Consider the following 24,688-nt stretch of genomic DNA (forward strand, 5'->3'; position numbering starts at 1 on the left):
GTGGTTGAACGCTTCGCGCTAATTGGGTTCAGATGATGTCGGCGATTCGCCGCGGTTCGCCCTGCAGGTTCGGCTGTTCGGCCACCATCTGCAACACCTCGTGGTCGGTCACGTCGGGGTAGGGTTTCCCGACGGCTTCCTCGATGAGGGCGCGCTCGAGGCGAAACTTGGTTCCTTCGTAGACGACGTCGACGCCAGCATCGTCGAACGCGAGCGTGGTCATGCCGCCATCGAAGCGACGCGCGAGCAAAAAAGATGCGAACCGCGAATCACGGCCGAGGGCCGAGTACGCTGGTCCGCTTCTCGATATCGTTTCTTGAAACCGCGGATCGAGGCCCAACGTGGCCGGTTTCGACTCACTCGAGGGCTACCAGTCCCTCTATCGTTGGCACGAACAGCGTGCCGCCACCTATGGCGGGCGATTGGCCGACGACGGGCAATCCGATCGAGGCCGAGTCGAGACGTTCCCCACTCGTGGAAACGGCGACCACGCCTTCGTCGGTGGACACGTAAACGACGTTGCCGGCCGCGACGGGGGAGAACGACGGCGCATCGATCGCGAGCGTCCACGCGAGCGATCCGTCGTCGGTATCGACGGCGAACACGTAACTCCCGGTCTCGCTTCCGTTTTCGTTCGATCCATCGGCCGGGTCTCCGTAGCCCGTTACCACCGCGAGGCCGTCGACGATCACCGGGTATCCGTATATCGCGGCGAACGGCGGTAGCTGGTCGATTACTTTCTGGGGAGTGTTTGGCCCCACTGTCGGATCGTCATCGCTCTCGAGGCCTGACGGTTCGTACTGCCAGCGCTCTTCCCCGGTCTCCGGGTCGAACGAGACGAGCGGTGCGGTATCTCGCTGGAGCATCGCGTCGAGCGTCCCGCTCGCGTAGGCTGAGCCGCCGACGACCGTCGGCGACGAGAGAACGGTCGGCGAACCCGGCCTCAGGACGCGAGAGGCCGGGAGGTCGATTGGCGCTCGCCACCGTTCGGCGCCGTCCGACCGCGCTCGAGCGACGTACTCGCACTCGTCGGGATTGGCCCGCGAAAAGTACTGGATCGTGCCTTCGGTCGCGGTGAGCCCGGGTCGGGCCGCGTCGGGGTGGGCACATTCGACGGACCACAGTGACCGCCCGGTCTCGGCGTCGAATGCCCGGAGTTTTCCCCGACGATCTCCGCCGTCGCGGACGTAAATCGTGCCGTCGACTACGAGCGGGTGACCGGCGGTGGGGGACAGGCCGAACTCGAACCGATCCCATTGCTCGCCAGTCATCGGGTCGAACACGGCGATTCCGATGTCGCCCTCACTCGAGAAGGGTACGTACAGCGCGCTGCCGTCGATTGCCGGGGCGTGGCGGAAGTAACTGACCTCGTCTTCCTTTCCCGCTTCCTGCGACCAGGCGATCTCCCCGCCGCCTCGAGTTGCCGCGAGCAGGCGAATAGTGCCCTCACGATCGCCCGTTTCGGGATCGAAGTCGTACGCGACCGTCCAGACGACGTGTTCTACGGTCAGGATCGGTGAGGACGTGGCGATTGACCTCGGAGCGCTCGTCTCGCTCGGTGCGTCGATCCCCTCCAGATCGGCGACGAGGGCCGCTGTCGTCAGTTCCCAGGAGACCGAAACCGAATCGCCTGGGCCCGCCTCGCCGGGCCTGACGCCGGTCCTCGCCGCGTCGCCTCGAAACGTCGACCAACCGTCGGCGAACGTCGATGCGGCGTCGTCCAACGCGTTCGAGTTGGTCTCGGAGTTCCCGTCTTCTACTTCGCCTTCGCCGTCAGAACCAGCGTCCCGGCCGCTTTCGGGTCGAGCGTTGGTTTCTGCGCACCCGCCGAAAGCCGACAGGCCGGTCGCACCCGCTAGTGCCACGTACGAACGACGAGAAAGTGGCGTCTCCATGGCACGTACATTTCAGATTACGGGCAAAAATCTACTGGCCCGGTGACGAATCGAGGACTCGTCTGCCGCACGTCAGACGCTCGCGCGGGGTTTATTACCCGGGGGTCACATTTGCTCAGAGTGTGGCGTTCAGTAGCGATCCGCTCGACGAACTCGTCGTGCCGACTGGGACGGAAGCCGAGGAGCACGACCTCGTAACCGGCGGCGACGTACTCGTCGGCGGTCGGTCGACGGTCGAGTTCGGCGTTCGCGGACGAAACGTCCTCGCCGGCGAGGGTGCCGAGTTCGGCGGATCGATCGAAGCCGAGGGTGACTGTCGGCTCGACATGTGGTGTGAAGTGGCCGACAACGTCCTCGTCGGCGAGGACGCCTACCTCGGTGAACGCGTCCACGTCGGCGGCGAACTCAAGGTCGCGGGCGACCTCGACATCGGCGACGACGTCGACATCGAGGAGGGCTTCGAGGCCAACGGCTGGATCGTTATCCGCAACCCGATGCCGACGATCATCTTCCTGTTCATGTACCTCAAACACCTCCTCCTGATCGGCGAGGAGGACGCCGCCCAGCAACTCATCTCCGAGGTCGTCGACGACGACGCCGAACCCGAAACCGAGCCGCTCGTCATCCCGCGGAACGCGACCGTCAGCGACGACGCCTGGCGGGTCTCGACGCCAGCCCGGATCGGCGACGACTGTCGACTTCACGGGAACGTCCGCGCGGAGACGATTTCCGTTGGTACTGACGGCAACGTCTTCGGCAGCCTCCGGGCTCGAGGCGACATCGCGGTCGGCGAGGGAACCCGTATTCACGGCGACGTGACGACGCGAGACGGCGCCGTCGCGCTCGGTCCCAACGTTCGCGTGCTGGGTGACGTCTCCTGTTCGGACCTCGAACTCGGTCCCGGCGCGGAGGTCGACGGTTCGATTCGGGCCAGCGGCGAGATCACGATGCGGACGACGGAGCGCGACCTCGAGTAGCGCGCTCAAGTGGCATCGATGGCTCGCGAATCCCGGTCTGGCGACCGTCGTGTGATCGTTCTGACGACCATAGTGTGACGCCTCGAGCGCGTGCTACCGCCGCGTCCGTCGGAAAAAACGGCTCGTGGGTCGAAAAAAACCGCCACGTCAGCGGATTTCACCACCATTCTTAATAACACCTGTTGTGATGGAACGTACTAGGCATGATACGAACAAACATACCACGTGAGTGGAGGCGAGTATGCGATCGGTAGTGCTGACGAAAGGCGTCCCGGACTTCTCGGAGGGGGCCGTCTCCTTCGACGAGGACGGCCACCTCGAGCGGGGGAAGACGCCGACAGTGATGAACCCGAACGACTACTTCGCGCTCCAGGCCGCCCTGCAGACGAAAGTTCGACACGGCGGCCACGTCACCGGGATGAGTATGGGGCCGCCGAGTTACGCGAGCGTCCTGGAGGAAGCGATGGGGTCGGTGTACGCCGACGACAGCATCCTGCTCTCGGATCGCGAACTCGCGGCGTCGGACACGTGGGCGACCGCGATCACGCTCTCGGCGGGGATCGAGAAGTACCAGGAGGCGATCGCGGACGTCGACCTGGTGTTCGCGGGCTTCAAGACGGCCGACGGGGAGACGGGTCACACCGGTCCACAGACGACCTGGTGTCTCGACTGGCCGATCGTCACGCACGTCCTGGCGCTGGACATCGACCCCGACGAGGGAATGCTGCGAGCGAAGCGTCTCGTCGAGGGCGACGTCGACGAGATCGAGACGGTCGAGGCGCCCCTGCCGTGTGTCGTCATCGCCGATCCGGAGTTCGAGCCGACCTACCGGAAGGCAGCCCACCGCCTCGAGCACAAGCGACTCCGCGCCGAGACCCAGGAGCGGGTGGCCGATCACGAGGAGGAACTGACGACCTGGAACCACCAGGATCTCAACCTCGATCCGGACTACATCGGGCTGGACGGCTCGCCCACCATCGTCTCCTCGGTCGACCCGATTCCGAAAGCACCCTCCGAGCGGGAGGCCACGATGGTCGATCCGGGCGACGACGACGGGATGGGACAGGTTCTCGAAGAACTGCAGCCGTTTGCGACGGGTGACTGATCATGACACTGGATCCGGACGAGCACACGGTAGACGAACTACGCGACGAACTGGACGCGGTCGACGACCTCGAGACGGTCCAGTCGGTCCTCGAGGCCGAACAGACCGGGCAGAACCGGAAGACGGCCCGCGAAGTGATCGAGCGACGGCTCGAGGTACTCGGCGAGGACGCCGGGACCGAAACCGACGACGAGACCGAGGGCGAGTACGAGGAGACGCGGGAGGATGTTGGCGAGGACGCCGAAGGCGAGGAAGTAGAGACCGAGTCGGATTCTGAGGAGACGACTGAGGCCGTGGACGAAGCGGATGCCGAGGAGGAAGCCGACGAAGCAGAAGAATCGGAAGACGAAGAGGAAGAAGACGACGGACTCTCCCACCCAACCCGAGACAAAAAGCACGTCCGCGCGCTCCAGGGCGGCACCTACCGCGACATGTGGGTGTTCTGTGAGACCCAGCAGGGCGAACTGCTCGACGTCTCGAAGGAGATGCTCGGGAAAGCCCGCGAACTGATGGACGACTACGCCGAGGAGTACGAGGAAGAGAACGTCGTCGCCTTCCTCATGGGCGACGACTGTCGGGACCTGGCCGAGGAGACCATCGCCTACGGGGCCGACGTCGCCGTCTACTACGAGGACGACCGCCTCGAGCGGTTCCTGCACACGCCCTTCACCCGGATCACAGCGCACATGGCCCGTGGGCAGGGGAGCGAGGAGAGCACCGACTGGCGCGACTACGACGAACCGCGCTACGCTCTCTACCCGGCGACGAACAACGGGCGGGACCTCTCGGCGCTCGTCCAGGGCGAACTCGACTCGGGGCTGGCCTCGGACTGTTCGGACCTCTTCATCGAACCCGAGAAGATTTCGAACCCGGTCAAGACCGGCGAGCCCGGCGTCAAGAAGACGTTCGAGCGCGTGCTCCACATGAAGCGCCCGGACTTCTCGGGCTTCGAGTACTCGACCATCCTCTGTCTGGACAACCCCGACCGGGACTTCCACCCGCAAGGTGCGTCCGTGATTCCGGGGACGTTCGACGTCCCCGAGCCCGACTACGACCGCGATGGGCTCGTCGTCGAACACGAGATGGACCTCGAGGACGAGTGGTTCAGCGTCGAGATTACCGAACACGACACGCTCGAGGGTGGCGTCGACCTCACGGGTCACGAGGTCGTCGTCTGTCTCGGACGCGGTATCAGCGACGACCCAACTCTCGGGATGGAACTCGGCCTCGAGTTGGCCGACGCCTTCGAGGACGCCGCCCTTGGAATCACCCGGGGCATCGTCACTTCGTCCTACCAGTTCGAGGGCCACGTCGAGCAGTACTCGAAGGAAGAGCGTCAGATCGGCGAGACGGGGCAGGTCGTCGCACCGCCGCTGTACATCGCCGCTGGCGTCTCCGGAGCGGTCCAGCACAAGGTCGGCATGGACGAGTCGGACACCATTGTCGCCATCAACACCGATCCGGAGGCGACGATCAGGGACTTCAGCGACTACTTCATCGAGGGCGACCTCTTCGACGTGCTGCCGCGGCTCACCGAGGCGGTGAAGTCCGGGGAGTTACCCATGGAGGCCGCTGCCGACGGAGGTGAAAGCAAATGACAGAGAGCGACTACGAACACTACGAAGCCGTCGTCGTCGGCTGTGGCCCCGGCGGGGCGGCCGCGGCGGCGCGACTGGCTCAGCACGGCATCGAAACGCTCGTCCTGGAGCGGGGAGTCGAGGCTGGCTCGAAGAACGTCTCGGGCGGTCTCATCTACGCCGAGGAGTCCGCGCCGTACACGATCGACGACTTCTTCCCGAACTTCCGGGAGGAAGCGTCCGAACGGCCGATCACCGACTACGAGATCCACAACATCGCCGGCCGGAAGGTCAAGTCCTACGACCTGACCGACCTCCACGAGCACGACACCGAGTGGTGTGACGCCGTCCTCCGACGTCGAATGGACGGCTGGCTCGAGGACCGGGTCCACGAACTGACGAGCGAAACCGGGGGCGGGTTGTTGACCGACGTACGCGTCAACGGCCTCCTGCGGGAAAACGGCGAGATCGTGGGCGTCACCTGCGACGAACTCGATCCCATCACGGCTGACTTCATCGTCGCCGCCGACGGGGTCAACTCCGAACTGGCACGCGACGCTGGCCTGATGGACTGGGAGGAGTCCGACGAGTGGTTCCAGGGCGTCAAGGCGGTCGTCGAGATGGACCCCGAAGTCATCAACGACCGCTTCGACATCGAGGAGGGCGAGGGCGTCGCCCACCTCTTCTCGGGCGACCTCTTCGACGACGTCCGCGGCGGCGGCTTCCTCTACACTAACGAGGACACCCTCTCGATCGGGACCGTCTTCCACCTGGACAGCCTCGTGGCCGAGCAGGCGGAGCCGCACGAATTGCTCGACGCCCTGCTCACGCACCCACTGCTCGCCCAGTGGCTCGACGAGGAGTACGTCGAACTCGAGTACGGCGCGAAACTCGTCCCCGACTCGAAGAAGGTTGCCAACCGCGAGCCCTACAGCGACCGCCTCGTGCTCGTCGGCGACGCGGGCGGCCAGATGCAGGCCCAGGGGCCGATCATCAAGGGGATGAACCACGCGGTGACCGCGGGTGCGCTCGCGGCGGACGCCCACGCGGTCACCCGCGGAAACGCCGACGCCGAGTCGGCCGGGCGACGGTACACCACGATGCTCGAGCAGTCGGGCACGATGGGCAAACTCCGTCCGCGACGCTACGAGATGACGAGCCCCGTCGGCGAGCACGGCCTCGTGACGCGGGCGATCGAAGGCGTCCTCGACTCGCCGGTCGGCTCTGCCGCCGTCGGGAATCGACTCTCGAATCGGCTACTCGAGAGGGCGTACAACTCCCCGACCCTCGTCGGGATGCTCCCCGACACGGAGACGGGCTACACCACCCTGCCGTCGATCATCGGGGAAAAGCAGGGGCGGACGATCCACTGGGACAATGAGGTCGAACCGCCGACGCTGGAAGAGCGCATCGGCGATCTGACCTACGACACTGACGTCGGCAATCCACACATCCGCTTGCGCGACAACTCTGTCGAGGCGAGCGGCGCCGCCGTCTACGCCTGCCCGGTCAGCGCCGAGGACTTCGGCGGGGGCTGTTACCGCTCGGAAACCGTCAAAACCAACGGCGGCGAGGAGACGGTCGTCAGTCTCGACACCCAACCCTGTGTCGAGTGTGGCACCTGTGCCATCGTCGCCGACACCGAGTGGGAACACCCCCGCGGCGGGAAGGGCGTCGAGTTCCGGCAGGGGTAGCTAAATGAGCCGGTACGGTCCCCGGATCGCCGCCCTCGAGCGCCGGGCCGAGCGCGACCGCGAGGCGTTCGATCCGGCGGCTGCCACGGTCTCAGACGGACGGCAGTACCTTCGGGACGGGGCCGGACAGGCGATCTGGCTCTACGTCGAGGCGCGAACGGGTGGCCGAATGGTCCCGTTTTCGGAACCGGAGTTGGCTGCCCTGCGGACGTCGATGAACGGCTGGCTCGAGCTATACGCCCGCTGTCACGGCGTCGAACTCGAGGCCGAGTTCACCGTTCGCGAAGCCGCAGAAGTGTTGCTCGAGACGCGAAATGTTTTCGATACGGCACAGTTGTTGACGCGGGTTCCAGAGCGGTAAGGGCGCCACCGCTCGAATCGAGCGTGAAGCCACCTGTAGCGGAGTCAGGAGGCCGACCCACGCTCCACTATCGGGTCTGGGATCGTTGGAAACGGACAACTGCCAGAGATGCGGTTCGCTCCCCGTCCGTTACGGCGATTGGGTGACGACCGTCGCCGATTCAGCCGTCTCCTCGAGCACGCGGTGGGCGTAAAACGCCACGGAGAAGTCCTGCGGGGAAGGAATCGAACACGCTAGCCAGCCGACGAGGACGGCGGCGACGGCCGGATGCGAACTTGGAAACGCGGTTGCGAGGACCAGCGCGGGCACCGCGAGCACGAATGGGATCATTGCCGCGGTCCGAAGCTGCCAGGGGGGTTCGTCCCCGGTCGGCCGCGGGTGCACGGCCGCCCAGGGACAGCTCGCCAGGGCGGCGAGGACGCCGTCGCGTCGGTCGGGAAAGTACACGACGTCGTAGTCGATGCCGGCGAGTCGAAGCACCAGGGCGTGGGCCCACTCGTGGGCGACCAGGCCGAGCAGTACCGTTATCGGGAGGGCGATTACAGCAACCAGTAGATCGATTCCGTTCATTCGTCGTTTGCGCTCGTATCGGTCTCTCACGAACGGGTTATCAATCCGTCGGTTCGACCAACTGGCGCACTCGAGGATTCGAGTCGGGGGAGAAACCGTTCGGGGTGTATAGTTTGTGCTTTGAAGTAGGCGCCCACCCGACGGCGCGGTCACTGTGAACAACGGTTAAGTATACTGGTGCGTTATAGCATGCCATGACGTTCGCCGAAGAGATCGAATTCGGGCACGAGGACCGCAAACGAATCTACGAGTACGTCGAACGCCACGGGGCGGTCGACCCCGACGACGCTCAGGAGCGCCTCCGGATCGATCCCGGCGGTTTCCGCCACCACGTCGCCATCCTCAAACGCGACGGCCGGCTCGAGGACCGCAACGGTCGCCTGCAGGTAGCGATCGATGCGGGTGCCGAAGAGGAGTACCAGAGCGACGACCTCGAGTTCCACATTCGCCCGGCCCGCCAGGACGACCTCGCGGGAATCGTCGGCGCGATTCGGCAGGTCGCCGAGGAGCGAACCTACATCGTCGCCGAGAGCGTCGCCGACGAGGTCGACCACCAGAACGCCTTGCTCCGGCACAACGAACTCGAGTCCAGGATGTTCTTCGTCGCGACCGTCGGCGACGAGGTCGTTGGCTGGGTCCACCTCCACGCGCCCGAACTCGAGAAACTGAGCCACACGGCCGAACTCACGGTCGGCGTCATCGAGGAGTATCGCGGGAACGGGATCGGCTCACACCTCCTCTCGCGCGGGCTCGAGTGGGCCGGCAGCAATGCCTACGAGAAAGTGTACAACAGCGTCCCCTCGAGCAACGAGGACGCCATCGCCTTCCTCGAGAGACACGGCTGGGAGGTCGAAGCGATTCGCGAGGATCACTACAAGCTCGAGGGCGAGTACGTCGACGAAGTGATGATGGCCCTCGAACTGTAACGCCGCTTTCGTTTGGACGGCTCGAGCGAACTCCGAGAACCGAAAGACAGTTTTCCCGATCCCGGCAACGGACGGTATGCTCTCGATAGCGCTTGCCGGGAAGCCCAACGCCGGCAAGTCCACGTTCTACACTGCGGCGACGATGGCCGGCGTCGACGTCGCGAACTACCCGTTCACCACGATCGACGCCAACCGCGGGGTCAGCTACGTCCGCACCGAGTGCCCCTGTCTCGAGCGCGAGGAACGTTGCGGGAACGAGAACTGCCACGACGGCAAGCGCTATGTCCCGATCGAACTGCTGGACGTCGCAGGACTCGTACCCGGCGCCCATGAGGGGAAGGGACTTGGCAACCAGTTCCTCGACGAACTCACCAACGCGGACGTGATCGTCAACGTGATCGACGCCTCCGGCGGGACCAACGAGAAGGGCGAACCCGTCGACATCGGGAGCCACGACCCGCTCGAGGACATCGACTTCGTCGAGACGGAGATGGACATGTGGCTCGCCGGCATCGTCGAGCGCAACTGGGAGGGCGTCGAGCGCAAGTCTCGCTCGCCCGACTTCGACCTCGACGAGGTGCTGGGGGACATGATGTCGGGCTTCGGCGCCTCACCCACCGACATCGCCCGGATTCTGCGCGAACTCGAGTACCCCGCTGACCCGATCCAGTGGACCGACGACGACCACGAGGCGCTGGCGACCGAGATCCGCCAGCGGACCAAGCCGATCGTCGTCGCGGCGAACAAGATCGACGTCGCGCCCGAGGAGAACGTCGACCGGCTACTCGACCTCGACAAACCCGTGATTCCGACGTCGGCCGAGGGCGAGCGAGCCCTCCGGAACGCCGCCGAGGGCGGACTGATCGACTACGACCCGGGCGACGCCGACTTCGAGATCACCGGCGACGTCAGCGACGCCCAGCGCGAGGCCCTCGAGGGGCTCCAGGAGACGATGGCCCGCTGGGACGGCACCGGCGTCCAGGGCGCGCTGGACTACGCGGTCTACGAGTTGCTCGCACACCTCACCGCCTACCCCGTCCAGGACGCGGCGAAGTGGTCCGACGGGAGCGGGAACGTGCTCCCCGACGCCTTCCTCCTGGCGCAGGGGTCGACGCCGGTCGATCTGGCGTACGCCGTCCACTCGGACATCGGCGACGGCTACCTCCACGCGGTCGACGCTCGCAGCTCGAGGGAGATCAGCGACAGCTACGAACTCGAGGAGGGCGACGTGATCAAGATCGTCTCGACGGCGTCCTGACCGGTCGACGACGTGACCCGTAGAAAACCCTGAGACGCACGTTATACGCGCTCGAGTCCTATATCGTGTGGTGAGCTAGCTATGAACACTGCAGCAGAGAACAAGGAGATCGTTCGCCGGTACTACGAAATAGCTTTCAACGAGGGTCGAACCGACCTGCTCGAGGAGCTAATTGCCGAGAACGTCGTCAACCACGACCCGGTCTCGGACGAGACGCTCACGCCCGAGCAGGCAAGGGGGTTCGAGGGATTCGTCCGCCACGTCGAGGCCGCTCACGAGGCGTTCGATGGCGCGACGGTGACGATCGAGGACATGGTCGCCGAGGGCGACACGGTCGCCGTTCGATTCACGTTTGCGGGCACGCACGAGGGGCGGTTCGCCGGATTCGACCCCACGGGCGAGCGGCTCGAGGGATCGAACATGGTCTTCATGCGACTCGAGGACGGGATGATCGTCGAGCGCTGGGAGGAGTCGGACAGCCTGGATGCCCTTCGACAACTCGGCATCGTCTCCTCGCCAGAGGATCTCGAGCCGACGCCGGTGTGAGTGTCCCAACGTTCGATTTTTGCGCGTCTCGGGTCAGGTAGTGCTCGAGTGTGTACCCGTCCCTCAGTTCTGTTTCACCAGTACGGGCTGCTGAGCCACCGATCCGACCGCGCGCCCAGGACGAACAACGCGAAGACGAACGCGAAAGCGACGACGAGGGCGCCAGCCGTCGGCAGCAGGTACTCGGTGTACGATTGGACGACGTAGGTGTCAACGACGGTCCAGAGGGCGGCCGCAACCAGGCCGGCGGTCACGAGCGGAACTCCGAGACCGGAGACGACGCGATGCATGCCCGACACGACGCTCGAGAGCCGTATATAGGTTGAGGCTTCGACGGCTTCAAGGCCGCGGCGGCCCCCGTTTCGGGTATGATCGTCGTCGTTCCCGTCGACCCGCCCCACGAGGCGCTGGCTCCCGACTCGCTGCTCGAGCACGACTCGTTCGCGTCCGCAGACTGGCCAGAGTACTACCGGGCGATGGTCGCCGACGTCGTGGACGCCGTCGCCTCGAGCGGTGGCGACCTGCTGATCAACTACCGCGACGAGGAGACTCTGCCCGACGACATGGCCGTCGACGACCCCGAGGCGGCCGTTCGGGCGATGGTACTCGAGGCTCTCGGGGATCTCGAGAGCCTCGACGGTGACGCCGGAGACGCTGACGGCGCCGAAGCCGTCCGATTCGAGCGCCAGGTTGGTTCGAATCGGGCCGCTCGCGTCGGCAACACGGTAACGCACCTCCTCGAGCGCGAGGAAGTCCAGAGCGTCGGGGTGCTCGAGCCGACGGCACCCCTCGTCGGGCGGACGGAGATCGACGGCGTGGCGATGTCGCTGCGTCGCAACGAGGTCGTCCTCGGCCCCTCCCAGGGCGGGGACGTGTACCTGGCGGCGTTCACGGAACCGATCAACTTCACGGACGCCTTCGCGGAGCCGGCGGTGTCGACGCTGACGACTCGAGCGAACGACGCCGACCTGGGGGTCGGATTCGCGCCGCGGGTGCCGACGGTGACGGATCCTCGGGGACTCGTCGGGACGGCTGCCGAGGCTCGAGCCCGCCGGCTGGCGGGGCGAGTCGCGCCGGAGCGGATCCTTTCGGTCCTCGAGACCGACAACGCTTTTTGATTCGGTCGGAAAGGACGACGTGCGGCTCGAGGTGAGGTGGCAGAGCGGCCCAACGCGCCTGCCTTGAAAGCAGGTGGCGCAAGCCTCATGGGTTCAAATCCCATCCTCACCGTTTTCCTTTGAACAACCGACGAGCGTAGCGAGGAGGGCCGCAAATAGGAAAACACGAACGTTGGGATTTGAATCAGGGAGGTCGCGCACAGCGAGCATCGTGAGCGAGCGCTCGCTCGATATTACTACAAATGGTATAGTGTGACCAACTCGAGGATTGCTGTCGACTGCCGAAACCAGCGAATCGTCCACGTGCGCCACGGCGATCACCCACCTTTTTCTCGGTCTCGAGCCTCGAGACGCGTATGACCGGGACAGACACTGACACGGACGCCATTCGACTCGAGCACGACGACGGAATCGCGACGATCACCGTCGACAGACCGGAGCGTCACAACGCGATGGACGCGACGGTCGCCCGAACGCTCGCCGAGACGGTGACACAGGCAGCGGAAGACGACGCGGTCCGGTGTCTCGTGCTCACCGGTACCGGTGCCGTATTCAACACGGGAGCGGACCTCTCGACGTTCGAGGGCGACGAGACGGACGCCGAGCGCCTCGAGGCCATCGCGACGCCCCTTCACGAAACCGTCTCGACGCTCGTCTCGGCGCCGAAACCGGTCGTGACGGGCGTCAACGGCGTCGTCGCCGGCGGCGGACTCGGACTCGCCCTCGCGGGTGACGTCGTCCTCGCCGCCGGGGACGCCCGGTTCGAGTACGCCTACCCGAAGATCGGCCTCTCGGGCGACGGCGGGGCGACGTGGTTCTTGCCGCGACTCGTCGGTCGGCGGACGGCCCAGCGGATCGCGTTCCTGGATGAGCCAATCGACGCCGAGGAGGCCGTCGAACTGGGACTGGCGACCGAAGCCGTCGCCTCCGAGCAGTTCGACGACCGCCTCGAGGCCGTCGCCTCGGAACTCGCGAGCGGTCCGACGAAGGCCTACGCGGAGATCAAGCGCCTGTTTTCGGCCTCCTCGACGAACGGGCTGGAGGCCCACCTCGAGGAGGAACAGGAACGAATTACCGACCTGGCGTCGACGGCCGACTACGCGGCGGGCTTGCGCGGGTTTCTCGAGAAGGAGTCGCCGACGTTCAGGGGAGAGTGATCGAGGTAGCCCAGACCGACCACAGGTTCAAGAGGAATCGACGTGAGGGTAGCGATATGACCGAGACGGACAGCGGTTGGAGCGGCGAGGACCTCTCGATACTTGTCCTCTGCAAGGGAACGCACGGAACCCCCATCAGAGAGTACGCGAACGCGCTACGAGAACGCGTGTCGAACCCGGACGTCGAGATTACCGTCGCCAGCACGCCAGCCGAAGAACGGGAGGCGATCCGGAATGCCGAGATCGTCACCGGGATGACGATCGACGAGTCGCTGCTCGAGCACGCCGAGAACCTAGAGTTGTTCGCCTGTGCCTACGCGGGCACCGGCCACCTGCCCCTCGAGACCCTCGAGGAGATGGGCGTTACGGTGACGAACGCGTCGGGTGTCCACGGCCCCAACATCGGCGAACACGTTCTAGGGGCGATCCTCTGGTTCACCCGCCGGTTCCACGTTGCGTCCCGCCGTCAGCGCCGCCGGGAGTGGCGCCACTACCAGGCCCACGAGTTGCAGGGCTCGACGGTGACGGTCGTCGGCCTCGGTGCGATCGGTCGATCCGTCTGTGAGCGACTCGAGCCGTTCGGCGTCGACATCCAGGGCGTCCGCTACACGCCGAAGAAGGACGGCCCGGCGGACGAAATTTACGGCTTCGACGCGGACGATTTCCACGACGCGCTCTCTCGAACCGACTACCTCGTGTTGGCGTGTCCGCTCACCGACGAGACCCGGGGGCTGGTCGACGCGGCGGCGTTCGACACCCTCCCGCCGAACGCGGTCGTGATCAACGTCGCCCGCGGCCCGGTCATCGACACCGACGCGCTCGTCTCGGCGCTCCGGCGCAACGGCATCCGCGGGGCCTCGCTGGACGTCACGGATCCCGAACCCCTGCCGGAAGATCACCCGCTGTGGACGCTCGAGAACGTCCAGATCACCCCACACAACTCGGGGCACACGCCGAAGTACTACGACCGCCTGGCGGACATCGTCGCCGGGAACGTCGAACGCGTGCTCGAGTCAGGGTCGTACGAGGGGCTCGAGAACCAGGTGCTGCCCCGGTCGTAGCCGAACGGTCGGAACCGGGACGTCGGTGTCGACCGCAGCGACAACCCTTTTCGGCTCGCTGGCCGAAAGGCCGCTATGACCGTCACCTTCGACTCGCTTTGCATCGACTGGCTCGGCTACGCGACCGTCCGCCTCGAGGGCGAGACCGGCACCGTCGTCTACCTCGACCCCGGCCGGTACGGCGTGCTGGACGACCTCGAGCCGCAGGACGGCGACCTGGTTCTCGTGAGCCACGACCATCACTACGACCCCGACGGCATCCGGCGCGTCGCGCACGAGGACGCCATCGTCGTGGTTCACGAGGCCGTCGACGCCGACGAGATCGACCGGGTCGACGAACAACCCGAGGCCCTCCCCTACGAGGCCGAACGAGTCCGGGAGGACGAGTCGTTCGTCCTCGGCCCGCTCGACCTCTTCACGACGCCCGCGTACAACGAGCCGAACGGTCCGTACACCCGCGACGATGGCTCGCCCTACCACCCCGAGGGCGAGGGCTGTGGCTTCGGCGTGACGATCGACGGCATCTGTGCGTTCTGGCCGGGCGACACCGACGTCCTCTCGGTCCACGAGCGACTGGACGTCGACCTCTTGCTCCCGCCGATCGGCGGCAGTTACACGATGGATCGCCACGACGTCGCCGACCTCGCCGAGACGATCCGTCCCGACCTCGTCCTCCCGATCCACTACGACACGTTCGAGGCGCTCGAGACCGACGCCGACGCGTTCGTGCTCGACGTGGCGAGGCGAGGCGTCCCGGTCGTCCTGGACGAGTGATCGTCCCGTCCGCGTGACCGTCAGCATAACATGTGGTCCCCACAACAATTACGTCCCGCGACCCGTACTCACCGGTGATGGACGGACCTCGAGCCTCGAGTCGGTTCTGTGAATCCTGCGGGAGTCGCCTCTCCAGGCAAGCGAACTTCTGTGGCCAGTGCGGGACGGCTGTCGACGGCGACGTCGGCGATTCCAGCCGGGATCAAGCCACCTCGAGCGGAGCCGTGACCGAACTGCTGCAGTGGGCCGTACGCTCCCGGGGGTCGTCAGGCCTGCAGTCAACTGCGAGCCCGGCGCAGCGAGCGCGACTCCGCCGCCGGGTCCGACGACACGTCGAAGACGGCTGGCGAGTCGAGGACCGAACGGACGACAGCGCGACCCTCGTGCGACGGAGCCTCGGCTCCACGCGAACCCACCTGCTGATCGCAGCGATCACGGTCTGGTGGACGATGGGACTCGCGAACGCAATCTACGCGGCGATCTGTTACTTCGACCGAACAGAGCGGACAGTCCTCCACGCCGACGATTCGCCGTCGGTGGATTCGCCCGCTCGTGAGCGAGCGAGTCCGTCCGCTCGAGCGGGAAACGAACCGACACGACGCTCGAGGTGGCTCTCGACGTTCGTGTCACTCGCCCTCCTGGCACTCGGGCTCTGGATCGTCGCCTCGAGCGCGAGTCTCGGCGGGTTCCTGGTCGGCGCGCTCGCTCTCGGTACTGGAATCGTCGTTTCGCCGCCAGCCAGGAGCCGTCTCGAGCGTCGAAAACCGATCACGACGAACGGTCGAACGAGGTCGATCGAGGAGCGGAGCGTCCACGCCCCCGAAAAACGCTGCACGGGCTGTCTCGAGCCGGTCGTCAACGGCGTCGAACGAACCTACCGGCAAGAACTGGTCGTCGCCGGCGTTCCGATCGTCACGACGAACGCGGGCTCGAACTGCTACTGCGACCGCTGTGCCTACGCCGATCCCTCCGCCGGTTCGATCCGTGACGCGCTCGAGATGGACGACGGATTCGAAGCGAACGACGAACTGGCGACCGAAGCGACGGAACCGGACGCAGAAATGAAAACGTCCTGATAATCAGATGACGCCCATTTCCTCGAGTCGCTCCGGCAGGTACGTGTCCGTCACGAAGTCTAGGCCGCGCGAGGCGAGCGCCTGCTGCTCGGCCTTCTTCCCGATCTCGAGTTGCAGTTCGATCTGTTCTTTCCAGTAGTCGGTCTGGAACCGGGGATCGGTGAGTTCGTTCTCGAGGGCGTTGACGTCCGAGTCCGAGAGCGGGTCGGTCGGGAGGTCGTACTCGACGATATCGGCGGGCTGGATGCCGATGAACTGCGCTTCGGGCGTCGCCAGGTACTCAGAGAGGTGGGCGGACTTGATCGAGCCGTAGGCGACCGAGCCGAAGATGCGGTACGACCACGGGTCGCCGTCGGTAAAGACCGTCACCGGAAGCTCGAGTTCGTCGTGGAGCCGTTTGGTGATTCGACGGGTCGCTCGAGCGGGCTGACCCTTGAGGTGGACGATGAGCGCGCCGTACTCGTCGTCGAAGCCGTTCTCGACGAGTCGGTCGCGCATTCCGCCGGTCTCCACGCAGAGTATGAACTCGGCATCGCTGTCGAGGAACTCGATCGTGTCGGGGTTGTTTGGAATCTGGTAACCGCCCTCGCCGACGTCCTCCTGGCAGTGGATGTCGCGCTCGCCCCGGCGGGTCTGCTCGCGCAGGTACAGCGGCCCCATGATCGTCGCTCCCGACTCCTCGGGGCGCATGTGGAAGTCCTCGCGGGTGACCGCGCTCACGATTTCGAGGTCCTCGACGAGCTGGTTGGACTCGTCCTGGTCGTTGAACTGGGCCTCCTCGTTGTCCCAGCTTTCCGAGAGGTAGTAGAGTTCACGCAGGGTCGAGGAGCGATCCTCCTCGAGCTGATTTGCCAGGAACTCGATGGTGTAGATAGCCTTGAGGAGCTTCCGGGCACCGCGAACGGAGTTGGCGCTCCGGGTCGACGTTCGGTCGCCGTAGACCCAGACGTTGGCCTCCTCGTCGAGTTCGATGTTGCTCTTCGATCGGGTCGGGACCTCCATGTGGGGAATTTCGCCCAGTTCGAACTGGTCGTAGAACTGGGCGGCGAGGTCGATCAACTGTGCTCTGGCCTGTGATTCGTCCGTGCTCATGATGTGATCGTCAGTTTTTCCGCGTCGACGCCCTTGACGTCGATGTCGAACGTCGCCTCGCTCGACACGTCGTATTCGAGAGTCGCCTCCTCGCCACCGGGGACGTCCGCTTCCCAGGAGACGAACCACTCACCGTCCATCTCGACAGCCGAGGCGCCGTCGGAGAGGTTCCGCGGTTCGGCGGAGACGATGTCGGTTATCTCGAGGGTCTCGCTCGTGCTCGAGTGGTTCTCGACGACGAGTTTGACCGTCGATGTGTCGCCATCATCGCCACCGTCGCCGTCACCGTCCTCGAGGTGACGCTCGACCAGGACGTTGTTCATGATCCGTGCCACGGCGTCGTCGATGTCGGGCTGGTCGCGCCCCGTCACTTCGGCGACCTTCTCGGCCATCTCCGGGAGGATCTTGCCGAGGACGTTCTGTTTCTGTTGACGCTTTTGCATCGAGCGCCGTTTGTTGAGGTAGCGCTTGAGTTCGCGAGCGGCCTCGCGGATGGCGAGTTCGATCTCGTCTTCGATCTCGGGGACGTTCGCGATGGCGTCCTTGGACTCGCTCGTGAACGGCACGTTCGTCGAGGCAACGTGGACCATGATCACGGCGGGTCCGGTCGGTATCCCGGAGCCTCCGGGCTGGTCGAGGCCGTAGTTGCGCCAACCGATGCTCTTGACGACGTCGGTGGTCGCACAGGCGCCGCGCTGGTAGACCAGTGGCACCCGGTTCGCGAACCGCAGGACGTCGGCGGTGCCCTCGGCCGGGAGGTCGCCGCCGTAAGCGATGCCGGCCTCGACGATGAACGGGTCACCGCCGGAGACGCCCGCGTCGCGAGTCGCCGCCGCGTAGAAGTCCGCGTCGAACTCCTTTTTCAGCCCGGCTTCGACCAGATCTGCCGTGATCGGCGAGAGACACCGCGTCGGTGGGGCCATGATGTTCGTCGCGCGCATCCCCTCGACGAGGTCGCTGGCGGCGTCCCGGTCGCTCGCGAGTTCGCGAACGAGCGGCGTGTCGTCCGGGACGGTCACCATCACGTCCCAGATTCCTTCGACGACGTTCTCGCGGGCAGTCTCGCCGAACGCCACGTCGTCGTACTCCTCGGTCAGGTCCGCGGCCCGGTCGACGGCGGACTCGAGGGCCTTCCGGGTGAGCCGATGGCGGTCGTCCTCGAGGTCCTCGAACGTGCCGGCCAGGCGGACGGCGAAGGCGTGGACGACTTCGTCGTCCTTCCGGGTGCTCGTGGCGTCGTCGCTGAGTTCGTAGAGGTCGGCGACGATGCGGGAGACGTCTTCCGGGGTCGTGGCGTCTGCGCCTTCTTGCTCGTCCTGATCGTCCTCCTCGTCCGCCTCGTCGTGCCCGACGAGGGCGGCCCACGCCGATTCGAGTGCCTTCTCGCGAACCGTCGATCCGAACGTCGTGCCGTACTCGTCACCGACTTCGTCGGCGATCTCCTCGACGACCGTCGACAGTTCGTGGTGGGCGATGCGGTCCCGACTCGAGACGGCGTCGGCGATTCCCTCGGCGAAGTCGGTCGTTGCCTTCGCCCCCTTGTTCGCCGTGGAGTTCTCGACGGCCGCGGCGACGTCGGCGGCTTCGTGGCTCGCAGGCGGCTTCCAGGCCATCTCGCGGCCGAAGTGGCGGTCGCGAAACTCGTCGATGATCGAATCGGCCGTCTTTTTGCCGACGCGGGTGAACTCCTCCTGGAGGAACCCCGAGACGGAGTGGGAGCCGGTCGCAGCGAGCATCTTGATTACCGTTCCCAGTTCGACTCCGTGGGGGTGGGGACGAATCTCCTCGGTCTCCTTGGGAAGCTGGTCTGTCGCCCGCTCGAACTTGAAGTGGGCCGTGGGCTCGCGCAACTCGAGGCGGGCGTGAGGATTGACGACCGCGGTGTGCTTGATGTAGTCGTGGAGCTGGGCGCGAGCGCGCATGTTGGCCTCCATTTCGAGTTCGATCCGGGTGCCGTGGGGGCGATCCCAGGTGGTCGTCTCTGCGACGCTGATCTCGGGTTCGTTCTCGTCGGTGTCGACGATCAACTCGAAGTACTCGGCCTCGCTCGAGCCCTGGGTTCGGCTGGTGATCTTCGCGGGTTTACCACTCGTGAGCTGGGAGTAGAGCACTGCCGCGGAGATACCGATTCCCTGCTGACCGCGCGATTGTTCGCGGGCGTGGAAACGAGAGCCGTAGAGGAGTTTCCCGAAGACCTTCGGGAGCGATTCTTTCGTGATTCCCGGTCCGTTGTCCTCGACGATCAGGCGATAGTAGTCGTCGGCTTCCTGGATCTCGACGTAAATATCGGGGAGAATGCTGGACTCTTCGGCGGCGTCGAGAGCGTTGTCGACGGCCTCCTTCACGGCCGTGACGAGCCCGCGAGCACCGCTGTCGAAGCCCAGCATGTGCTTGTTCTTTTCGAAGAACTCGGCGATGGAGATCGCTCGCTGGTTGTCAGCGAGTTCCTCGGCGATCCCCGGCTCGTCGCCGAGTGTCGACTGTAGCGACGTCATCGTCGTCCTGTTGTAGCGGCGGGGGTAAAAGGTGTGCGTTACCGTAGTGAAAGTGATCGACGCTCCAGGCGGCCGCTACTCGTTCGTTCCACGCGTTCCGTTCGCTCCGTCTCTGCGCGCTCGAGGCGAGGAAAGCCTACGTGCCACGACCAGTTTGAGACGCTGAGTAACCGATCGCTCGAGGGACATGTGACAGCCGACCGAAAATCGCGCGCTCGCGCGCGTACGTGACTTTTATTACCCCCCGACCACTACCCGCAATCAGGTTTTGTATGTCTCAAGATAGCGAGTACGGCGCCGGACAAATCCAGGTCTTAGAGGGCCTGGAAGCGGTCCAAAAGCGACCGGCGATGTACATCGGTTCGACGGATACGCGGGGACTCCACCACCTCGTCTACGAGGTCGTGGACAACTCCATCGACGAGGCGCTGGCCGGCCACTGCGACGACATCACCGTGACCATCCACGAGGACGGCGCGGTGAGCGTCGCCGACGACGGCCGCGGCATCCCCGTCGACACCCACGAGGAGTACGACCGCCCGGCCCTCGAGGTCATTCTCACCGTCCTCCACGCCGGTGGAAAGTTCGACAACAAGTCCTACCAGGTCTCCGGGGGGCTCCACGGCGTCGGCGTTTCCGTCGTCAACGCCCTCTCAGGACGCTTCGAGGTGACCGTCAAGCGCGACGGCGGCGTCTTCACCCACGCGTTCGAGAACGGCGAGCCACAGGGAGACATGGAGCGAGTACGCGACCTCGAGCCCGACGAGGAGACAGGTACCCAGATCACCTTCTGGCCCGACCGCGACATCTTCGAGACGACCGAGTTCTCCTTCTCGACACTCTCGAACCGGCTTCGCGAACTCGCGTTCCTCAACTCCGGCGTTCGGATCACGCTCCGTGACGAGCGCGAGACGGACGACGAGGGTCAGCCGGTCGAGGACACCTACGTCTACGACGGCGGGATTCGCGAGTTCGTCGAGTACCTCAACGAGACGCGCTCTTCCCTCCACGACGACGTCATCTACTTCGAGGACGACGCCCAGAACATCCAGGTTGAGGTGGCGATGCAGGCCACCGAAGAGCTCCAGGGCTCGATTCACGCCTTCGCCAACAACATCAACACGCGCGAGGGCGGGACCCACCTGACGGGCTTCAAGACCGCCCTCACCCGCGTGGTCAACGACTACGGGGGCGAGAACGACCTGCTCTCGGACCTCGAGGAGAACCTCCGTGGCGACGACATCCGCGAGGGGCTCACCGCGGTCATCTCGATCAAACACCCCGATCCGCAGTTCGAGGGGCAGACGAAGACGAAACTCGGCAACTCGGAGGTGCGCGGCATCGTCGAGAGCGCGATGCACGACGGTCTCTCTACCTACTTCGAGGAACACCCCGACACCGCCCAGGCCATCGTGATGAAGGCCGTCGAGGCCGCGAAGGCCCGCAAGGCCGCGAAGAAGGCAGAAGAGCTCACGCGGCGAAAATCGGCACTCGCGTCGACTTCCCTCCCCGGCAAACTCGCGGACTGTCAGACCAAAGATCCCGACGAGGCCGAACTGTTCATCGCGGAGGGTGACTCCGCGGGCGGCAGCGCGAAACAGGCCCGCAATCCGGAGTTCCAGGCCGTCCTCCCCATCAAGGGGAAGATCCTCAACGTCGAGAAGCACCGATTGGATCGTATCCTCGAGAACGACGAGATCCGGAACATGATCACCGCCATCGGCGCGGGGATCGGCGAGGAGTTCGACATCGACAACATCCGGTACAAGAAGATCATCATGGCGACCGACGCCGACGTCGACGGGGCCCACATCCGGACCCTGCTGTTGACGTTCTTCTACCGGCACATGCGTCCGCTGCTCGAGGGCGGCTACGTCTACGCGACCCAGCCGCCGCTGTACCGCATCCGGTATCGCGGGAAGACTTACGACGCGATGACCGACGCCGAGCGCGACGAGATCGTCGAGGACAAGTGCAACGGCAACCCAACGCAGGTCCAGCGCTTCAAGGGACTTGGCGAGATGAACCCCGAACAGCTCTGGAGTACGACGATGAATCCGGACAACCGCATCCTCAAGCAGATCGCAGTCGAGGACGCAGCAGCGGCCGACCGCATGTTCTCGGTGCTGATGGGTGATGCCGTCGAGCCGCGAAAGCAGTTCATCAAGGACCACGCCCCCGAGGCAGAGTGGATCGACATCTGATAGCGCCATGTACGCAGCCACACACCGACTGACGACGATGCAGTCACGACACGAATCGACACGGCGACGAGACCACCGACGAACGGAGGTGTCCCTCGAGCGATGAGTTCCGAAGTACCAGACCCGACGGACATCGACGCGGCCTCGGTCGAACCGGTCCGCATCGAAGACGAGATGGAGCAGAGTTACATCGACTACGCGATGAGCGTCATCGCCGGGCGCGCCCTCCCCCGGGTCGAGGACGGCCTCAAACCCGTCCACCGGCGCATCCTCTACGCGATGCACGAGATGGGCGTCACGAGTCGCTCGAGTCACCGCAAGTCCTCCTCGATCGTCGGGGAGACGATGGGTGACTTCCATCCTCACGGCGACCAGGCAATCTACGACACCCTGGTCCGGATGGCCCAGGACTTCTCGATGCGCTATCCGCTCGTGGACGGCCAGGGGAACTTCGGCTCGATGGACGGCGACCCGCCCGCGGCCCAGCGGTACACGGAGGCCCGCATGGCCGCCATCGCCGAGGAGTTGCTCGAGGACATCGACAAGGATACGGTCGACTTCTCCTCGAACTACGACGACCGCCTCCAGGAGCCGGACGTCCTGCCAGCGGCGTTCCCGAACCTCCTCGTGAACGGCTCCTCGGGCATCGCCGTCGGGATGTCGACGAACATTCCGCCGCACAATTTAGGGGAGGTGATCGACGCGACGGTCGAACTCATCGACAATCCCGACGCGACCGTCGAGGACCTGATGGAACACGTCAAGGGGCCCGACTTCCCGACGGGAGCCAACATCGTCGGCCGCGACGCCATCTACTCGGCGTACAAGACCGGCCGCGGGCGCATCCGTGTTCGCGCCGAGTTCGAGGTCGAAGAGTGGAAGCGTGATCGCGAGCGCATCGTCGTCACCGAAGTGCCCTACCAGGCGAACAAGGCCCGCCTGGTCGAGCGCATCGCCGAGGACGTCACCGAGGGCGCCCTCGAGGGCATCTCGGACCTGCGCGACGAGTCCGACCGCGACGGCGTCCGCATCGTGGTCGAACTCAAGCGCGGCGCGAACACGGACGTCGTCAAGAACCGACTGCTCGAGAACCACTTAGAGCGAACCTTCGGCGTCATCAACCTCGCGCTGGTCGACGGCCAGCCGAAGGTGCTCACGCTCAGGGAAACGCTCCAGGAGTACATCTCCCACCGCAAGGAGGTCGTCCGCCGGCGCAGCGAGTACGACCTCGAGGAGGCGGAAGACCGCGCCCATATCCTCGAGGGTCGGCTGAAGGCGCTCGAGAACATCGACGACGTGGTCGACCTTATCCAGGACTCCGAGGACCGCGACGAGGCGCGAGCGGGTCTCGAGGCCACCTTCGACTTCTCCGAATCGCAGGCCGAGCACATCGTTCGGATGCAACTCGGGAGCCTCACCTCGATGGAGTCGGCCGAAATCGAGGACGAGTACGAGGAGGTTACGGCGGAAATCGAACGCCTCGAGGCCATCCTCGGGAGCGAGTCGGCGCTGTACGAAGTCATCAAAGAGGAGTTGCTCGAGATCAAAGACGAGTACGCCGACGACCGGCGGACCTCGATCATCGAGGACATGGGGACGGTTACTCACGAGGACCTGATCCCCCAGGAGGACGTCTTCGTCGTCATGACCGAGGACGACTACGTCAAGCGGATGCCGATCGAGAACTTCGAGGCCCAGGGTCGGGGCGGCAAGGGGATCATCGGCGCGGACATCAAGGACGAGGACCGCGTGACGACGGTCTTCCGGGCGAACACCCACGACTACCTGCTGTGCTTCACGAACCACGGCCAGGTCTACCGGCTCAAGACTTACGAGATCCCGGAGATGAGCCGGACGGCACGAGGGAAATCCGCCGTCAACATCCTCGACCTCGATCCGGGCGAGGACATCACGGCCATCGTCGACACCGACGCCTTCGGTGACGGCGAATGCGTGACGATGGTAACGAAACACGGGTACGTCAAACGGACGTCGGGCGAGGAATTCGACAACATCCTCTCGACGGGTATCATCGCCGCCAGCCTCGAGGAGGGCGACGAACTCGTCGACGTGGACGTCACCGACGGGTCGAAGGACCTGGTCATCGCGACCGAACAGGGGATGACGATTCGCTTCGACGAGGACGAGGTCCGAGCCATGGGCCGGAACGCCCGCGGGGTCAACGGAATCAAACTCGAGGACGGCGACGCTGTCGCGGGACTGGTCTCGACCGACGAGGGCGACGAGCGGGCGCTGTTGACGGTGACCGAGAACGGCTACGGCAAGCGGACGGTACTCTCGGCCTACCGGACCCAGTCGCGGTACGGGAAGGGATTGATCGACATCAAGACCAACGAGCGCAACGGCCCGGTGACGGCGGTGAAGGCGGTCACGGAAGACAACGAACTCGTGTTGATGAGCGAGCGCGGCCAGATCATGCGCACGCGGGCGAGCGAGATTTCGACGGTCGGTCGGAACACGATGGGCGTGACGGTGATGGACGTCGAGGCGGGCGACGCGGTCGCCAGCGTGGACGTGATTCCGGCGGAACTCGGTGTGGACGCCGAGGAGATGGAGGCCGACGACGTAGACGTTGCTGACGAGACGGATATCGACGAGGCGGCCGTCGACACAGATTCGACGACCGACGAATAACCGGCCTCTCGTTTTCCTTCGCCGACCTCGAGAGACCGCTTTCGGAGAGAACCTGGCTCGGCCAGTTTCGAGAATCTGTCCTGAAACCCACAAGCCCAAACATCGAACGTGCTATCGACGGCTCGAGCCGAGGAATTCAGGGTCCAA

Annotated in this window: 21 protein-coding genes and 1 tRNA gene; 16 read left to right on the forward strand and 6 right to left on the reverse strand. The window is 65.1% G+C overall.

Features of this window, described 5'->3' with window-relative positions; all coding sequences use genetic code 11:
* Positions 1–28: 28 nt before the first annotated feature.
* Both AC6I65_RS05180 and AC6I65_RS05185 read right to left on the reverse strand, forming a co-directional pair.
* The gene (locus tag AC6I65_RS05180) at positions 29–223 is read right to left on the reverse strand and encodes a DUF5800 family protein (protein ID WP_497902986.1); all 195 of its coding nucleotides are present in this window, start codon (positions 221–223) and stop codon (positions 29–31) included.
* Between the two features lie 133 nt (positions 224–356).
* Positions 357–1,895 carry an outer membrane protein assembly factor BamB family protein gene (locus AC6I65_RS05185; RefSeq protein WP_497902987.1) on the reverse strand — a complete coding sequence of 513 codons (1,539 nt, stop codon included), beginning with the start codon at positions 1,893–1,895 and terminating at the stop codon, positions 357–359.
* A 122-nt stretch (positions 1,896–2,017) separates the two neighbouring features.
* On the opposite strand from AC6I65_RS05185, the gene AC6I65_RS05190 reads away from it, so the two are divergent.
* From AC6I65_RS05190 to AC6I65_RS05210, 5 genes are all read left to right on the forward strand, one after another.
* Entirely contained in the window at positions 2,018–2,872 is an 855-nt protein-coding gene (locus AC6I65_RS05190) for a polymer-forming cytoskeletal protein (protein WP_497902988.1), read from the forward strand.
* A gap of 241 nt (positions 2,873–3,113) precedes the next feature.
* The gene (locus tag AC6I65_RS05195; RefSeq protein ID WP_497902989.1) at positions 3,114–3,977 is read left to right on the forward strand and encodes an electron transfer flavoprotein subunit beta/FixA family protein; all 864 of its coding nucleotides are present in this window, start codon (positions 3,114–3,116) and stop codon (positions 3,975–3,977) included.
* 2 nt (positions 3,978–3,979) lie between these two features.
* Complete coding sequence (locus tag AC6I65_RS05200; protein ID WP_497902990.1) at positions 3,980–5,575, forward strand: electron transfer flavoprotein subunit alpha/FixB family protein; 1,596 nt, start codon at positions 3,980–3,982, stop codon at positions 5,573–5,575.
* Entirely contained in the window at positions 5,572–7,248 is a 1,677-nt protein-coding gene (locus tag AC6I65_RS05205; protein ID WP_497902991.1) for an NAD(P)-binding protein, read from the forward strand. Before AC6I65_RS05200 ends, AC6I65_RS05205 begins: the two co-directional genes overlap by 4 nt.
* 4 nt (positions 7,249–7,252) lie before the next feature.
* Entirely contained in the window at positions 7,253–7,609 is a 357-nt protein-coding gene (locus AC6I65_RS05210; protein ID WP_497902992.1) for a DUF8055 family protein, read from the forward strand.
* Between the two features lie 129 nt (positions 7,610–7,738).
* Here AC6I65_RS05210 and AC6I65_RS05215 read toward each other — a convergent pair whose 3' ends face one another.
* Positions 7,739–8,179 carry a hypothetical protein gene (locus AC6I65_RS05215; RefSeq protein ID WP_497902993.1) on the reverse strand — a complete coding sequence of 147 codons (441 nt, stop codon included), beginning with the start codon at positions 8,177–8,179 and terminating at the stop codon, positions 7,739–7,741.
* Positions 8,180–8,373: 194 nt separating this feature from the next.
* Here AC6I65_RS05215 and AC6I65_RS05220 point away from each other — a divergent pair, with 194 nt between their 5' ends.
* The 3 genes from AC6I65_RS05220 (at position 8,374) to AC6I65_RS05230 (ending at position 10,909) form a co-directional block, all read left to right on the forward strand.
* On the forward strand, positions 8,374–9,105 hold the full coding sequence (locus AC6I65_RS05220; RefSeq protein ID WP_497902994.1) for a GNAT family N-acetyltransferase: 732 nt from the start codon (positions 8,374–8,376) through the stop codon (positions 9,103–9,105).
* A gap of 76 nt (positions 9,106–9,181) precedes the next feature.
* Positions 9,182–10,363, forward strand: a complete 1,182-nt coding sequence (locus AC6I65_RS05225) for a redox-regulated ATPase YchF (protein ID WP_497902995.1) — start codon at positions 9,182–9,184, stop codon at positions 10,361–10,363.
* A gap of 81 nt (positions 10,364–10,444) precedes the next feature.
* Entirely contained in the window at positions 10,445–10,909 is a 465-nt protein-coding gene (locus AC6I65_RS05230; RefSeq protein ID WP_497902996.1) for an ester cyclase, read from the forward strand.
* Positions 10,910–10,983: 74 nt separating this feature from the next.
* On the opposite strand, the gene AC6I65_RS05235 is transcribed toward AC6I65_RS05230, so the two are convergent.
* Complete coding sequence (locus AC6I65_RS05235) at positions 10,984–11,199, reverse strand: hypothetical protein (RefSeq protein ID WP_497902997.1); 216 nt, start codon at positions 11,197–11,199, stop codon at positions 10,984–10,986.
* Between the two features lie 78 nt (positions 11,200–11,277).
* Between AC6I65_RS05235 and AC6I65_RS05240 the strand changes: the two genes are divergently transcribed.
* The 6 genes from AC6I65_RS05240 (at position 11,278) to AC6I65_RS05265 (ending at position 16,095) form a co-directional block, all read left to right on the forward strand.
* Positions 11,278–12,027 (forward strand): hypothetical protein, encoded by a 750-nt coding sequence (locus AC6I65_RS05240; RefSeq protein ID WP_497902998.1) that lies wholly within the window; start codon positions 11,278–11,280, stop codon positions 12,025–12,027.
* Positions 12,028–12,057: 30 nt separating this feature from the next.
* A tRNA-Ser gene (locus tag AC6I65_RS05245) sits at positions 12,058–12,139 on the forward strand.
* Positions 12,140–12,383: 244 nt separating this feature from the next.
* On the forward strand, positions 12,384–13,184 hold the full coding sequence (locus tag AC6I65_RS05250; RefSeq protein ID WP_497902999.1) for an enoyl-CoA hydratase/isomerase family protein: 801 nt from the start codon (positions 12,384–12,386) through the stop codon (positions 13,182–13,184).
* Between the two features lie 56 nt (positions 13,185–13,240).
* Positions 13,241–14,245, forward strand: a complete 1,005-nt coding sequence (locus AC6I65_RS05255) for a D-2-hydroxyacid dehydrogenase (RefSeq protein WP_497903000.1) — start codon at positions 13,241–13,243, stop codon at positions 14,243–14,245.
* Between the two features lie 75 nt (positions 14,246–14,320).
* Positions 14,321–15,019 (forward strand): MBL fold metallo-hydrolase, encoded by a 699-nt coding sequence (locus tag AC6I65_RS05260; RefSeq protein WP_497903001.1) that lies wholly within the window; start codon positions 14,321–14,323, stop codon positions 15,017–15,019.
* A 77-nt stretch (positions 15,020–15,096) separates the two neighbouring features.
* Positions 15,097–16,095 carry a zinc ribbon domain-containing protein gene (locus tag AC6I65_RS05265; protein WP_497903002.1) on the forward strand — a complete coding sequence of 333 codons (999 nt, stop codon included), beginning with the start codon at positions 15,097–15,099 and terminating at the stop codon, positions 16,093–16,095.
* 3 nt (positions 16,096–16,098) lie between these two features.
* On the opposite strand, the gene AC6I65_RS05270 is transcribed toward AC6I65_RS05265, so the two are convergent.
* The gene (locus AC6I65_RS05270) at positions 16,099–17,187 is read right to left on the reverse strand and encodes a DNA topoisomerase IV subunit A (RefSeq protein WP_497903003.1); all 1,089 of its coding nucleotides are present in this window, start codon (positions 17,185–17,187) and stop codon (positions 16,099–16,101) included.
* Positions 17,184–19,682 (reverse strand): DNA topoisomerase VI subunit B, encoded by a 2,499-nt coding sequence (locus tag AC6I65_RS05275; protein WP_497903004.1) that lies wholly within the window; start codon positions 19,680–19,682, stop codon positions 17,184–17,186. The genes AC6I65_RS05270 and AC6I65_RS05275 overlap by 4 nt, the downstream gene beginning before the upstream one ends.
* A 272-nt stretch (positions 19,683–19,954) precedes the next feature.
* On the opposite strand from AC6I65_RS05275, the gene gyrB reads away from it, so the two are divergent.
* Together gyrB and gyrA are read left to right on the forward strand one after the other, a co-directional pair.
* A complete protein-coding gene (gyrB, locus tag AC6I65_RS05280; protein WP_497903005.1) occupies positions 19,955–21,886 on the forward strand; it encodes a DNA topoisomerase (ATP-hydrolyzing) subunit B in 1,932 nt (643 codons plus the stop codon).
* Between the two features lie 102 nt (positions 21,887–21,988).
* Positions 21,989–24,541, forward strand: a complete 2,553-nt coding sequence (gene gyrA, locus AC6I65_RS05285; RefSeq protein WP_497903006.1) for a DNA gyrase subunit A — start codon at positions 21,989–21,991, stop codon at positions 24,539–24,541.
* The last annotated feature ends 147 nt before the right edge of the window (positions 24,542–24,688 follow it).

Source organism: Natronosalvus sp. KLKA75 (genome assembly GCF_059736265.1).

Bases quoted from the DNA above. Each gene is read 5' to 3' on its own strand.
- AC6I65_RS05240 (WP_497902998.1), top strand. From the start codon at position 11,278: ATGATCGTCGTCGTTCCCGTCGACCCGCCCCACGAGGCGCTGGCTCCC.
- gyrA (WP_497903006.1), top strand. From the start codon at position 21,989: ATGAGTTCCGAAGTACCAGACCCGACGGACATCGACGCGGCCTCGGTC.
- AC6I65_RS05215 (WP_497902993.1), bottom strand. From the start codon at position 8,179: ATGAACGGAATCGATCTACTGGTTGCTGTAATCGCCCTCCCGATAACG.
- AC6I65_RS05185 (WP_497902987.1), bottom strand. From the start codon at position 1,895: ATGGAGACGCCACTTTCTCGTCGTTCGTACGTGGCACTAGCGGGTGCG.
- AC6I65_RS05275 (WP_497903004.1), bottom strand. From the start codon at position 19,682: ATGACGTCGCTACAGTCGACACTCGGCGACGAGCCGGGGATCGCCGAG.
- AC6I65_RS05195 (WP_497902989.1), top strand. From the start codon at position 3,114: ATGCGATCGGTAGTGCTGACGAAAGGCGTCCCGGACTTCTCGGAGGGG.
- AC6I65_RS05270 (WP_497903003.1), bottom strand. From the start codon at position 17,187: ATGAGCACGGACGAATCACAGGCCAGAGCACAGTTGATCGACCTCGCC.
- AC6I65_RS05180 (WP_497902986.1), bottom strand. From the start codon at position 223: ATGACCACGCTCGCGTTCGACGATGCTGGCGTCGACGTCGTCTACGAA.
- AC6I65_RS05200 (WP_497902990.1), top strand. From the start codon at position 3,980: ATGACACTGGATCCGGACGAGCACACGGTAGACGAACTACGCGACGAA.
- AC6I65_RS05225 (WP_497902995.1), top strand. From the start codon at position 9,182: ATGCTCTCGATAGCGCTTGCCGGGAAGCCCAACGCCGGCAAGTCCACG.
- AC6I65_RS05260 (WP_497903001.1), top strand. From the start codon at position 14,321: ATGACCGTCACCTTCGACTCGCTTTGCATCGACTGGCTCGGCTACGCG.
- AC6I65_RS05220 (WP_497902994.1), top strand. From the start codon at position 8,374: ATGACGTTCGCCGAAGAGATCGAATTCGGGCACGAGGACCGCAAACGA.
- AC6I65_RS05210 (WP_497902992.1), top strand. From the start codon at position 7,253: ATGAGCCGGTACGGTCCCCGGATCGCCGCCCTCGAGCGCCGGGCCGAG.
- AC6I65_RS05255 (WP_497903000.1), top strand. From the start codon at position 13,241: ATGACCGAGACGGACAGCGGTTGGAGCGGCGAGGACCTCTCGATACTT.
- AC6I65_RS05230 (WP_497902996.1), top strand. From the start codon at position 10,445: ATGAACACTGCAGCAGAGAACAAGGAGATCGTTCGCCGGTACTACGAA.
- AC6I65_RS05265 (WP_497903002.1), top strand. From the start codon at position 15,097: ATGGACGGACCTCGAGCCTCGAGTCGGTTCTGTGAATCCTGCGGGAGT.
- AC6I65_RS05205 (WP_497902991.1), top strand. From the start codon at position 5,572: ATGACAGAGAGCGACTACGAACACTACGAAGCCGTCGTCGTCGGCTGT.
- gyrB (WP_497903005.1), top strand. From the start codon at position 19,955: ATGTCTCAAGATAGCGAGTACGGCGCCGGACAAATCCAGGTCTTAGAG.
- AC6I65_RS05250 (WP_497902999.1), top strand. From the start codon at position 12,384: ATGACCGGGACAGACACTGACACGGACGCCATTCGACTCGAGCACGAC.
- AC6I65_RS05235 (WP_497902997.1), bottom strand. From the start codon at position 11,199: ATGCATCGCGTCGTCTCCGGTCTCGGAGTTCCGCTCGTGACCGCCGGC.